Below are 11,971 nucleotides of genomic sequence, written 5' to 3'. Positions count from 1 at the left end.
AGCCAGGACCATGAAACATAACGACACTACTGAAACTCAACGACGAATGGAGCAGCCCGTGTCTTCCTCCCGCTTGACCGCCGAGACCCGCACCGCATCGCTTGATGCCATGGCCGCGGACGAACTAGACATCCTCGTGATCGGCGGCGGCGTTACCGGCGCTGGCATCGCACTTGACGCCGCAACCCGCGGGCTCAAGGTCGGCATCGTCGAAGCCCAGGACTGGTCGGCGGGCACGAGCTCGCGATCCTCCAAACTGGTGCACGGCGGCCTGCGCTACCTGTACAACCTCGATTTCAAACTCGTTGCCGAAGCCCTCAAGGAGCGGGGCCTCCTCCTTTCCAGCCTCGCCCCGCACCTCGTGCACGCCCAGCCCTTCCTCTGGCCGCTCAAAACCCCCGTCATTGAACGCGCCTACTCTGCTGTCGGCGTCGGCATGTACGACGCCCTCGCCCTGCTCGGATCCGGCGGGCACAAGACGGTGCCGATGCAGCGCCACCTGTCGAAGAAGGGCGCACTGGAACAATTTCCCGACGTAAAAGACGGCGCTCTGATCGGCGCCATCAAGTTCTACGATGCCCGAGTCGATGACGCCCGCCTAGTCCTAACCCTGGTGCGCACCGCCGCCAAGTACGGCGCGCACGCCGCCTCCCGCGCCCAGGTCACCGCCATGACGACCGATGGTTCGGGCCGCGTCACTGGCGCCGTCATCAAGGACCTGGAAACCGGCAAGGATTACACGGTCAAGGCGCGCGAAACGATCGCCGCCACCGGCGTGTGGACCCAGGAAACCCAGGACATGTCCGGCGGCACCGGCGGCCTGAAAGTCCTTGCCTCCAAGGGCATCCACATCGTCGTTCCCAAGGACCGCATCAAGGGCGATACGGGATTGTTCCTGCGCACCGAAAAGTCCGTGCTGTTCATCATCCCGTGGCCCGACTACTGGGTCATCGGCACGACGGACACCCCCTGGCACGAGGACATCCAGCACCCCGTCGCTACCAAACGCGATATCGAATACGTTCTCGATCACGCCAACGACGTGCTAGCCTCCAACCTCACTGAGGACGACATTATCGGCACGTTTGCGGGCCTGCGTCCCCTGCTGCAGCCCGGCACGATGGATGAATCAAAGTCGACGAAGGTCTCGCGCGAACACACGGTGACCCGTCCCGCCGACGGCCTCACCGCAATCGCGGGCGGCAAGCTCACGACGTACCGAGTCATGGCTGAAGACGCCGTCGATTTCGCCCTCGGCGACAAGGCCAAGGCCCGCCCCTCCATTACGGAACACACCCCGCTGATCGGAGCCGAAGGCTTCGACGCCTATGAACGTCTCGCCCCCCGCCTCGCCGAAGAATACGGCTGGGACAAGGCGCGAGCGCAGCACCTGCTGCACCGCTACGGGTCCGCCCTCGATGAGCTCACCGCACTCATCGACGAGCATCCGGAGCTCAACGTCCCCACGGACTCGGCCCCGAGGTACCTCAAGGCCGAGGTCGTCTACGCGGTGACGCACGAAGGCGCACTCCACCTGGAGGACATCCTCCGCCACCGGGTCCGCCTGAACTTCGAAACGCGGGACCGAGGCGTCAGCTCGCTCGACGAATTCGCCGACCTCGTCGCCCCCTTGCTGGGGTGGGACGAGGACCAGATTGAACTCGAGAAGTCCAACTACCGGCAGGCGATGGCGGCCGAAGATGCCGCCGAACTTGCCACGACGGACGCCGAAGCCAGCGTCGCCCGCAATGATGCCAGCGAACTGCGGCCGCTCGCTCCCATCAGCAAGAAATAGGTGATGGGGGCGTTGCCCCGCACCGACCGCCCCGGCACCGCAGCCGGGGCGTACCGAAAGGCCCATGTATGGAAACCACCCTCGGCACGATTTTTCTCTCAGAGCTCCTCGGCACCGCCACCCTGATCTTGCTGGGTGTCGGCGTCGTCGCCAATACGTTGCTCCCCAAAACCAAGGGGCATGGCACGGGCTGGCTGCTCATCAACTGGGGATGGGGACTCGGTGTGTTTGCCGGTGTCCTCGTCGCCTTCAAGTCCGGCGCCCACCTCAACCCCGCGGTCACCATCGGGATTCTGGCCTCCGGCGCCTCCGAATACGTCCCCGGCATCCCCACGAACTTCGCCGCCACCGCGATCTACATGGTGGCGCAGGTCCTTGGCGCCATGATCGGCGCGGTCCTAGCGTGGATGACGTACAAGAAGCACTACGACGAGGACTGCGATCCATCGCTGAAACTCGGAACGTTTGCGACGGCCCCCGAAATCCGTAACCCGCTGTGGAATACCGTCTCGGAAATCATCGGCACCTTCGTGCTCGTCTTCGTCGTCTTGTCGATTGCTCCTGCGGGTGAGGCCTCCGGACTCGCCAAGGTCGATCTCGGCTGGCTTGGCGCACTCGGCGTTGGTCTGCTCGTGCTTTCCATTGGTGCCTCCCTCGGCGGCCCGACGGGATACGCAATCAACCCGGCTCGTGACCTCGGCCCCCGCATCGTCCACCAGCTCTTGCCGATCCCCGGCAAGCGCGACTCGGACTGGGGCTACTCCTGGGTGCCGATCGTTGGCCCCATGATCGGCGGTGTCATTGCCGGTCTCGTCGCGCCCATAGTCTTCTAACCTAGAATCCACGCCACAACGACGTGAAAGGAAAACCGATGACGGAAAAGAAATACGTCCTCGCAATCGACCAAGGCACCACCTCTTCGCGTGCCATCATCTTTGACCACTCCGGCCAGATTGTCTCTGTCGGCCAATACGAACACGAGCAGATCTTCCCGCGCGCGGGCTGGGTCGAGCACAACCCGGCAGAAATTTGGGACAACGTCCGCGAAGCCGTCGCCACTGCCCTGTCCAAGGCGCAAACCAACCGCGACGAAATCGCCGCCGTCGGTATCACCAACCAGCGGGAAACGACCGTCGTGTGGGACAAGAACACGGGCGAACCGGTCTACAACGCCATCGTCTGGCAGGACACGCGCACCGACAAGATCGTCAAGGAACTTGCCGGCGACGAGGGCGCGGAGAAGTACAAGGAGATCTGCGGCCTGCCGCTTGCTACCTACTTCGCTGGCCCCAAGGTCAAGTGGATCCTCGATAACGTCGAGGGCGCGAAGGAGAAGGCCGAAGCCGGCGATCTGCTCTTTGGCACCACGGACACCTGGGTGCTGTGGAACATGACGGGCGGTACCGAGGGCGGGGTGCACATCACCGACGTCACGAACGCCTCGCGCACCATGTTGATGGACCTGAAAACCCTCGACTGGGACGAGAATATTGCCTCCGACATGGGCATCCCCATGTCGATGCTGCCCGAAATCAAGTCCTCATCCGAGGTCTACGGCAAGGGCCGTCGCCAAGGACTGCTCACCGACGTGCCGATCGCGGGCATCCTCGGCGACCAGCAGGCCGCGACCTTCGGCCAGGCGTGTTTCGAAGTCGGCATGGCCAAGAACACCTACGGCACCGGCAACTTCATGCTCATGAACACCGGCACCGACATCGTGCACTCCGAAAACGGCCTCCTCACCACCGTGTGCTACAAGATTGGCGACAACGACGCCATCTACGCACTCGAAGGTTCGATCGCCGTCACCGGTTCACTCATCCAGTGGCTGCGCGACAACCTGGGCATCATCACCTCCGCTCCCGAAGTGGAAGAACTCGCTAAGACGGTAGAGGACAACGGCGGCGCTTACTTCGTGCCGGCCTTCTCGGGCCTGTTTGCGCCCTACTGGAAGTCCGATGCGCGCGGCGCGCTCGTCGGCCTGACCCGCTACGTCAACAAGGGCCACATCGCGCGGGCGGCACTGGAAGCCACGGCATTCCAGACCCGCGAGGTCCAAGAGGCGATGGCGCAGGACTCCGACGTCGAGCTCACCGAATTGAAGGTCGACGGCGGCATGATCGAAAACGAGCTGCTCATGCAGTTCCAGGCCGACATTTTGGGCGTCGACGTCGTACGTCCCAAGATCGCGGAGACCACTGCCCTCGGCGCGGCCTACGCGGCCGGCATCGCCGTCGGATTCTGGGAAGGTGAACAGGATGTCATCGACAACTGGGCCGAGGATCGCCGCTGGAGCCCGAAGATGGACGAGGACGAAGCCGAGCGCACCTACCGGTTGTGGAAGAAGGCGGTCACGAAGACCTTCGACTGGGTCGACGACGACGTGAAGTAAACCGCATCCCGGACCGCCGGGCCGAGTTCGATCCGACATCGGACAGCCGCGCAATCGTGGCATCGGCCCGGCGGACCTGTGCGCACTGAGTTTTCGGCAACAGTTCGGGCAAGAAAGCGTAACGCTCGGCGACCTCGGAGCCGAACTGCCCACGCTCGCGGCAGGCATTCCAATCCACGAGGTCGCCCCAGCCCGGCGCGGCAAGGGAGCCGCCGAACTGTTGGACCGCGAGCGAAGAAACCAAGGTCGCAAAGGCGAGCTGTTCCCCAAGCGGCCTGCCCGCGAGGTTTGCCGCCATCAACCCCGAGATAAAAACGTCGCCCGCACCCGTCGGGTCAATCGCATCCACCGCGAGCGCCGGCGCACTCGCCTCCTCGCCCGTCGAGGAATCGACCGCGATCGCCCCCTTGGAACCACACGTGACGACGGCGAGCGGGACCCGCTCGGCCAGCGCCCGCGCCGCCAGCAGCGGCTCGCTCGTGCCGGTATAGGCCATCGCCTCAACCTCGTTGGGCGTGAACGCATAGCAGGAGGACAGCGGCGCGAGCAGCCCCGGGTCCCACTCCTCCTCCGGGTCCCAACCAACGTCGGCAAAAATCTTCGCCCCGCGATTAGCCGCCACCCGCCACCACAGCTCCCCCGCCCGCTCGGGCGTGAGATCCATCGCGACGGCGGCGGTGTGCGGCACCGGACCAATCAGCTCGTCGGTCGTGACACCGAGCGGATGCCCGTGCGTGATCATCGTGCGATCGCCGGCGCAGGCGTAACTGACGGTGACGTTGGTGTGCAGACCGGGCGTGATCCGCGAGCGCGACAGGTCGATGCGTTCCTCGGTCAGAATCTTCGCGCACCACTGGCCGTACGCATCATCGCCAAAACTCGTCGCGAGCGCCGAGGTGAGCCCCAGCCGCGCACAGGCGACGGCGAGGTTCGCAATCCCGCCCGGCAGCGTACCCATCCCCTCGGCCCACACCTCCGTGCCCACGCGCGGCGGATGCGGCAGCCCGGTGAACACGATGTCGAGGAACAGCGGACCCGTCAGGAGCACGTCAAAGTGCGGCGAAGCCTTCACCCGACCAGGCTACCGTTAGCCTGGAAGCATGACGCACCTAGCCATCATCGGCGGCGGGGGCTTTCGCATCCCCCTCATCGTCCACGCGCTCACCACCTCCCACCGCACCCTTCGCCTCTCGCGGCTGACGTTGATCGATGTCGACGACGATCGCCTTGCCGCCATGCGGGCCATCGTCACCGATCAATTGCGCTCCAGTCCCCACCTCGATCTCGAGCTCACGACGACGAATGACCTCGCCGCGGGGCTCATCGGAGCCGACGTCATTTTTGTAGCGGTGCGTCCCGGCGGCGTCGAGGGCCGCGTCATCGACGAACTGACCGCCCTTGAGCACGACTTCCTCGGCCAGGAAACGGTCGGCGTCGCGGGCATGGCCTACGCGCTGCGGACCATCCCCGTCGCGCGCAAATTCGCCGCCACCATCGCCGACGTCGCGCCCGACGCCTGGACGATCAACTTCACCAACCCCGCCGGCGTCATCACCCAGGCCATGCGCGAGCACCTCGGCCCTCGAGTTGTCGGCATCTGCGACACCCCGATTGCGCTGCTGCGCCGCGCCCGCGCCGCCCTCGATTTAGCGCCAGCGACATCGGGCAGTTTCGACTACCTCGGGTTGAACCATCTCGGCTGGCTGCGCTCCCTCGTCGTCGACGGCACGGACCGCCTGCCCGAACTCCTTAGCGATGAGGCCAGACTCGGCACGCTCGAAGAAGCTCAGCTCATGGGGACGCAGTGGATCTCGCGCGTCGGCGCCCTACCCAACGAGTACCTCTTTTACTACTACCGCCACCGCGAAGCGCTTGCCGCCATCAGCGCCAGCGAAACCCGGGGTCAATTCCTGGCCGCCCAGCAACACCACTTCTACGAGCTGTGCACCCACGAGGAGCACCCGTACGAGCTGTGGAACCGCACCCGCGCCGCCCGCGATGCCTCCTACATGGCCGAGGGCCGCGCACCCGAAGATCGGTACGCGCGCGAAACCGCCGAAATCGAGCAGGGCGGCTACCAGGAAGTAGCCCTTGACGCAATGACCGCCTTCCTTCACGACGAACCCGCCACGATGATCCTGAACGTCGGTAACACGGACACCCCCGACGGCGCCCCGGTCATCCCGGGCCTCCCCAACGACGCCGTAATCGAAGTCGGCTGCCACGTCGATACAGGCGGCGCCCACCCCTGGCCCATCGCACCCGCCCGCGGCGACATGCTCGCGCTGATGCTCGCCATTAAGGAATGCGACGCCCTGCTGCTTTCCGCGACGAAACACGGCGACTATGAGCTCGCCGCCCGAGCATTTGGCACCCACCCCCTCGTCGACTCGGTGGACGCCGCCGACGCACTTCTTACCGCCTACTGCGAACGCATCCCAGCCATCCGCGAGGCACTCAGTTATCCACACCCCCTGCCGTAGCCTGCCCAAGCGTGGTCTACTGCCGTTATGGACAGCACCACGCTCCTTAGTCGGCTCGGCATCAAGCCGGGCGAGCCGCTGCCCATTGACGCGTTGGAAGCAATCTCGCAGCTGTATGCTGCAGGTTTGCGCGACGGCTGGAAAGTCAAAACCAAGGCCGAGCACATGCGCGCCTTCTATGCGCACGAGAAGATCCGTGCCACCAATGAGGCTGCGCTGCCGCTAGCAATTGCCGCCGCAGACGAGAAAAAGGCCGCCCGTCCCGAGGGCAAGACGATGCAAGACGCCGTGTGCGAACAGCACCGCATCCCATCCAAGAAAGCCCAAAATATCGTGCTCGGCGCCCGAGACATCGCCCAGTACCCCGAGGTTTTCACGGCCGCCGGCAAGCAGGAAATCTCCTTCGACAATGCGCGAACGGCGCTCGCAACACTGCGCAAAGCCCGCTACTTTGTCACCGATTCTGAGCTCACGGGCCTCACATCCCTCCTCATCGAGACCGCCACCAACCCGCAGCCCGATGACTATTCGCGCCGCTGCCAAGAACTCATCAATGACCTCGACGAGACGGCGAAACAGCAGGCTCAGCGCTATGACCAGATCCAGCGCCGTAAGTCCAAAGCAGCCCGCGGCATCAATTTCCGTCACCGCCAGGGTCGCGTCGAATGGGGCACCGACCTCGCCGCCCATTTCGACGAAGCCGACTGGCAGGCCATCGGGCCCGCATGGCTGAAGGAGGCCGAGAAGATCCGGCGCGCGCTCCAAGCTGCGGGCGCCCAGCCACGCCCCTTGCGGGTCCGACTCGTCGATGCTCTCCACCGCGCGTTCAACACCGGCGGGCCCTCCCACGGCGGACCACCACAGCCCCCAAATCACGGCGGCCCCTCACAGCCTCCTCACGGTGGCGGCCCCTCGCACCCTCCAAGCGACGGTGGCGGCCGCGAGCCGCTTTTCGATATTGCCCTAGGAGACTCCCATGTCCCCTACCAGCGACCGCCTAGCCGGATGGGCCACGCTCCTCGGAGCCACGCCCGCCAGCCGGAGCCGAGGCCCGCAAACCAATCCTCACGACCAGGGGCGCACCAGCCGCCTCGCGAAGGGCGCCCTACGCGCATTCCTCCTAGCCCGCGATGGCGGCTGCGTCTTTCCCTACTGCGATATCCCACCCGCACGCTGCGAGCTCCACCACATCCGGGCCTTCAAAGACGGCGGCCCTACCTCCGCGCACAACCTCGCTGCCCTGTGCGTCTTGCACCACGCCCTGTGCCAACATCCACCTGGCGATCCCCACCACTGGACGATACGAATGGCCGACGACGGCGTGCCCGAAGCCATCCCTCCAGTCACGATTGACGCTGCCCAGCGCCCTATCCGGCATCCCCGGTTACGGCGCTAGTTCACGCGCGCCATCAACTCCCGTAGCGCGCCGGCTACCTCTTGCGGCTGCTCGAATGGTGAGAGGTGCCCAGCGTGCTCAATCGTCACGAGCTCGCACCCGAGCGCATCCGCCATTTCCTGGTGGTCAGACTGCGTAGACAAATCATCGTGTTCGCCACGAATAACGACGGCGGGCACATCAAGTCCTTCGAGCACATGCAGTCGGCCAGGGCGGTCGGCCATTGATTTCTGTGCCCACGCGATTCCTGCAAAGGGCGCCTGCCCGATCCATTTGACGACCTGTGTGTACATTGCGGGTCGTTCGTCTCCCGTTTCATCGGACAGCACCTTGCCGGCCATGTGGCGAAGGCCCGTGGAGATCCCTCGTGACGCTTCATCCGCCATCGTGCGGCGGTTCTCGGCTGCAACATGGTCATCCGGGCTCGCCTTCGTATCAATCAACGCGAGGCCGGCCACGAGGTCCGGGTGCCGCTCCGCTATCGCAAGCGCCGTGTACCCGCCCATCGAAACGCCCGCAATCACAGCCTTGTCGATGCCGCTTTTCGCCAGCAGGGTCGCGACGGAGTCCGCGAACATCTCCAGCCCATAAACTCCCGGCTCCACGCGTTCCATCAGGATGCGCGGGGACGCCGAATCGGCGAAACCGGGCGCATCGATCGCGATCGTCCACACATCGGACAGCTCATCAATGACGTCATTCCACATCCGGTGATCGAACGGGAAAGCGTGCAGCAGGACAAGCGGTACGCCCCGCCGTGGTCCCTGCTCCTGAACTCCGAGGCCATTCATGCAGATTTCTCTCCCCTAGAAGGTGCGTGAGCGCCCAAAACGGGCTTTCCAACATCCACTATGCCAGTGCCTGCGAGCACGCACCCCTCCATCGAGCAGGGAGTCGATGGGCCAGGCGACGACGTGCCAGGTACCGACGGCAATCGAGCCCCCGCAGCCCGGGCAGACGTAGGAATTCTCGCCGGCTTTGGTCTCCTGGACCTGGTAGCGTCCGCCGGGTCCGGCCTCTTCCCGCGCCACCGAACGTAGCCGATCCATATTGAGCGGAACGTGCGCGGCGCGATAGTTCCGCTTGCTTGAGCGTCGAGCCATTATCGGCGTCCGAACAGCTCGCGCAGCCGCCGCCGGCGCCGCCGCGCATCCTTCGTCTCACTATCGGATGCTGCCGGGCGCGCCCAGCCGCGCTGCACCCATGCGTCCTCGAGCTGGACGGGCCCGCTGCTTTCGCGATGCGAGGCTACGAGATCCCCATAGAACCGTGCCGAGTCCTTCAGGCGCCGCTGCTGGGTCTCATAGTCGACGTGGATGATGCCAAAGCGCTTGTCATACCCGTAGGCCCATTCAAAATTATCGAGCAGCGACCACACAAAATAACCGCGCACATCCGCACCGTCTGCGACGGCCGCCGAGACTTCCGCAAGGTGCGCCTGCAGGTAAGCAACGCGCCGCTCGTCGTGGATCCGGCCATCCTCGCCCACGACGTCGTCAAAGGCCGCGCCGTTTTCCGTCACCGCAAGCGGCAGTCCCTCATAGGCCGTATCGAGAGCGACGAGCAGGTCGTAGAGTCCGCGCGGCTCAATGTTCCACCCCATCGCGGTGAGCTCACCTTCGGGTTCAAGGAACTCGACGTCCTCGCAGCCCGGCCACGGGCTGCCCACCCCACCCCCGTGCCCGACGCCGTGCCCTCCGCCATCGCCCTTGCGCACCCGCGACGTCGAATAGTAATTCACTCCAAGAACGTCCAGCCGCACCCGCGCGATCGAGACGTCGCCCGGTTGGATGAAGGACCAATCAGTAAGGTGGCGCGTCTGGCTGAGCAGCGCCGGCGGGTACGTGCCGTCTAACAGTGGCCCCAAAAAGATCTTGTTGCCGACGAGCGCTACCTTCTCTGCCGCCTCGTGATCGGCCGCCCGCTCCTCATCGGCCGGATCGACGACGTGGATGTTTAAGGTAATGGAGACCCGGGCATCATCGCCCAGCTCCTCGCGAATCGCGCGCGCCGCCAACCCGTGCGCCACGTTGAGGTGGTGAGCGGTAGCAAGCGCCGCGGCCGGATCGGTGATTCCGGGCGCATGAACGCCCGAACCGTACCCCAAGAAGGCAGTGCACCACGGCTCGTTCAGCGTCGTCCAGGTGTGGACCAGATCGCCGAACTCGCGCGCCATCGCCCGCGCATAGTCCGCAAATGCATAGGCCGTCTCACGCTCGGGCCAACCACCGGCATCCTGCAATTCCTGCGGCAGGTCCCAGTGGTAGAGCGTGACGACCGGGAGCATCCCGCGCGAGCGGATCCCCTGCAGCAGCGCACGATAGAACGCCACGCCCTCCGGGTTCAGCTCGCCGCGCCCGCCGGGCATGACGCGCGACCAAGAAATCGAGAACCGATAGGCATCCAGTTTGAGCTCGGCGGCCAGATCAAGATCGTGTTCCCAGCGGTGGTAATGATCGGCGGCGACGTCGCCCGTGTCGCCATTGGCGACGTTGCCCGGGGTGTGGCTGAACGTATCCCAGATACTCGGCGTGCGCCCACCTTCGGCCGCACCCCCCTCAATTTGGTAGGCGGCGGTTGCCGCACCCCAGACAAAGGAGTGGGGAAGTTCGATGGAAGTCATAGCGGGTGATGTCCTTTCGCCTCTCGGCTCCAGGATAGCCCGCTAGGAAACGAGCTCGCCGCCGTGGTAGACGCGCACCGGCGCTAGCTCGTCGTCCACAATAAGGAGATCAGCTCGAGCCCCGGCCGCCAGCTCGCCAATGTCATCGCGCCCGAGCACCACTGCGGGGCCCGTCGCGGCCATGTACACGCAGTCCACCAGGGGGATGCCGGCGCCGGCCATGAGCCGCACCTGCTCGATGAGGCGCGAGGTACCGCCAGCAATGGAGTTGCCGCCGGTCAGGCGCGCGACCCCGTCCGCGACGGTGACGTCCTGCGAACCCAGGCGATACTGCCCATCGGGCATGCCCGCGGCCGCCATTGCGTCCGTGACGAAAACACATGCCTCGCGCCCCAGCAGCTCGTAAACGTGCCGCACGAGCTCCGGGCTCAGGTGTGCGCCATCGGCGATGAGTTCGACGACGAGCTCCCCACGCTCCGCGGCCGAGAGCATCGCGGTGATCGGCCCCGGGTCACGGTGGTGGATCGGACGCATGCCGTTAAACAGGTGCGTCGCGGTGGCCCGCGCCGAGCGCGCCGCAGGGGAATTCTTGAGCCGTGCCGCCGCATCGCGCAGGGCTTGTTCAGTCTCGACGGGCCCGGCATCGGTATGCCCGAAACTCGGCAGCGCCCCGGCGTTGATCAGCACATCGGCGACGCCACCGTCACCCACCACGAGCGCCTTTTCCGGCGCGATCGTCATCGTGAATGCGTACGGGCCGGCGATCTCGCACAGCTCCCGAGTGAGCTCGGGATCGGGCGGGATGATGAGCGCCGGGTCCTGCGCACCGCAGCGCTCACAGGAGATGAAGGGCCCCTCCCAGTGGATGCCGACCAGGTCCCCCGCCTCGCATAGCTCCCGCAACGTGGCGGTGCGCTCGCGCAGCGTCTGCGGCGCGGCCGTCACGGTGGAGGCCACCAGTGATGTCGTACCCGCCCGCCGGTGAGCGAGCACCGCCACCTTGGCGTCCTCGGCGTTCAACGCATCGGGGAAGGACTGGCCCCCGCCGCCGTGGCAGTGAATGTCGACGAGCCCCGGCATGATGTAGCCCGAAACCTGCTCCGCGCCCTCGCGCAGCTGTTCGGGGGCCGCCTCCGCTGGGCCCGCATACTCGAGGCGATCGCCCCTAACGGAAACGATCCCGTCAGCAATAACTTCGTCAGGAGCAACAACCCGTCCGCGCAGCGTGATGGAAGCAGCCATGGCCCCAGTATGTCGCACAACCGGACATCAGACCTCCGCC

The 11,971-nt window shown here is 65.4% G+C and carries 11 protein-coding genes; 5 read left to right on the top strand and 6 right to left on the bottom strand.

Annotated elements, in window-relative coordinates:
* Positions 1-46 precede the first annotated feature (46 nt).
* From BLU67_RS01025 to glpK, 3 genes are all read left to right on the top strand, one after another.
* A complete protein-coding gene (locus BLU67_RS01025; protein WP_092561098.1) occupies positions 47-1,795 on the top strand; it encodes a glycerol-3-phosphate dehydrogenase/oxidase in 1,749 nt (582 codons plus the stop codon).
* Between the two features lie 68 nt (positions 1,796-1,863).
* A complete protein-coding gene (locus BLU67_RS01020) occupies positions 1,864-2,628 on the top strand; it encodes an MIP/aquaporin family protein (protein ID WP_092561096.1) in 765 nt (254 codons plus the stop codon).
* Positions 2,629-2,666: 38 nt separating this feature from the next.
* Positions 2,667-4,187 (top strand): glycerol kinase GlpK, encoded by a 1,521-nt coding sequence (glpK, locus tag BLU67_RS01015; RefSeq protein WP_092561094.1) that lies wholly within the window; start codon positions 2,667-2,669, stop codon positions 4,185-4,187.
* On the opposite strand, the gene BLU67_RS01010 is transcribed toward glpK, so the two are convergent.
* Positions 4,147-5,259 carry a carbohydrate kinase family protein gene (locus BLU67_RS01010; protein ID WP_092561092.1) on the bottom strand — a complete coding sequence of 371 codons (1,113 nt, stop codon included), beginning with the start codon at positions 5,257-5,259 and terminating at the stop codon, positions 4,147-4,149. The genes glpK and BLU67_RS01010 overlap by 41 nt on opposite strands.
* 28 nt (positions 5,260-5,287) lie before the next feature.
* On the opposite strand from BLU67_RS01010, the gene BLU67_RS01005 reads away from it, so the two are divergent.
* Positions 5,288-6,670: a family 4 glycosyl hydrolase gene (locus BLU67_RS01005; protein ID WP_092561090.1), complete on the top strand. Its 1,383-nt coding sequence runs from the start codon at positions 5,288-5,290 to the stop codon at positions 6,668-6,670.
* Between the two features lie 222 nt (positions 6,671-6,892).
* Here the strand turns inward: BLU67_RS01005 and BLU67_RS01000 are convergent, their stop codons facing one another.
* A complete protein-coding gene (locus BLU67_RS01000) occupies positions 6,893-7,546 on the bottom strand; it encodes a hypothetical protein (protein ID WP_092561088.1) in 654 nt (217 codons plus the stop codon).
* A 100-nt stretch (positions 7,547-7,646) separates the two neighbouring features.
* Between BLU67_RS01000 and BLU67_RS12005 the strand changes: the two genes are divergently transcribed.
* Entirely contained in the window at positions 7,647-8,066 is a 420-nt protein-coding gene (locus BLU67_RS12005; RefSeq protein ID WP_143027295.1) for an HNH endonuclease signature motif containing protein, read from the top strand.
* Here the strand turns inward: BLU67_RS12005 and BLU67_RS00990 are convergent.
* The 4 genes from BLU67_RS00990 to BLU67_RS00975 are packed head-to-tail and all read right to left on the bottom strand — an operon-like array spanning position 8,063 to position 11,931.
* Positions 8,063-8,857 (bottom strand): alpha/beta fold hydrolase, encoded by a 795-nt coding sequence (locus BLU67_RS00990; protein WP_092561084.1) that lies wholly within the window; start codon positions 8,855-8,857, stop codon positions 8,063-8,065. The genes BLU67_RS12005 and BLU67_RS00990 overlap by 4 nt on opposite strands.
* A gap of 15 nt (positions 8,858-8,872) precedes the next feature.
* Positions 8,873-9,169, bottom strand: a complete 297-nt coding sequence (locus tag BLU67_RS00985; protein WP_092561082.1) for a hypothetical protein — start codon at positions 9,167-9,169, stop codon at positions 8,873-8,875.
* Positions 9,169-10,689, bottom strand: coding sequence for a GH1 family beta-glucosidase (locus BLU67_RS00980; protein WP_092561080.1), 1,521 nt, complete (start codon positions 10,687-10,689; stop codon positions 9,169-9,171). The genes BLU67_RS00985 and BLU67_RS00980 overlap by 1 nt, the downstream gene beginning before the upstream one ends.
* A 42-nt stretch (positions 10,690-10,731) precedes the next feature.
* Positions 10,732-11,931, bottom strand: a complete 1,200-nt coding sequence (locus tag BLU67_RS00975) for an N-acetylglucosamine-6-phosphate deacetylase (RefSeq protein ID WP_092561078.1) — start codon at positions 11,929-11,931, stop codon at positions 10,732-10,734.
* Positions 11,932-11,971 lie beyond the last annotated feature (40 nt).

It is taken from the genome of Bowdeniella nasicola, assembly GCF_900107735.1.
GTDB classification, from domain to species: domain Bacteria; phylum Actinomycetota; class Actinomycetes; order Actinomycetales; family Actinomycetaceae; genus Bowdeniella; species Bowdeniella massiliensis.
Note: the sequence above shows the minus strand (reverse complement) of the source record. Positions and strands in the feature narration are given on the sequence as shown.

Coding starts and splice junctions, on each gene's coding strand:
- BLU67_RS01025 (WP_092561098.1), top strand. CDS start 47: ATGGAGCAGCCCGTGTCTTCCTCCCGCTTGACCGCCGAGACCCGCACC.
- BLU67_RS01020 (WP_092561096.1), top strand. CDS start 1,864: ATGGAAACCACCCTCGGCACGATTTTTCTCTCAGAGCTCCTCGGCACC.
- glpK (WP_092561094.1), top strand. CDS start 2,667: ATGACGGAAAAGAAATACGTCCTCGCAATCGACCAAGGCACCACCTCT.
- BLU67_RS01005 (WP_092561090.1), top strand. CDS start 5,288: ATGACGCACCTAGCCATCATCGGCGGCGGGGGCTTTCGCATCCCCCTC.
- BLU67_RS12005 (WP_143027295.1), top strand. CDS start 7,647: ATGTCCCCTACCAGCGACCGCCTAGCCGGATGGGCCACGCTCCTCGGA.
- BLU67_RS00990 (WP_092561084.1), bottom strand. CDS start 8,857: ATGAATGGCCTCGGAGTTCAGGAGCAGGGACCACGGCGGGGCGTACCG.
- BLU67_RS00985 (WP_092561082.1), bottom strand. CDS start 9,169: ATGGCTCGACGCTCAAGCAAGCGGAACTATCGCGCCGCGCACGTTCCG.
- BLU67_RS00980 (WP_092561080.1), bottom strand. CDS start 10,689: ATGACTTCCATCGAACTTCCCCACTCCTTTGTCTGGGGTGCGGCAACC.
- BLU67_RS00975 (WP_092561078.1), bottom strand. CDS start 11,931: ATGGCTGCTTCCATCACGCTGCGCGGACGGGTTGTTGCTCCTGACGAA.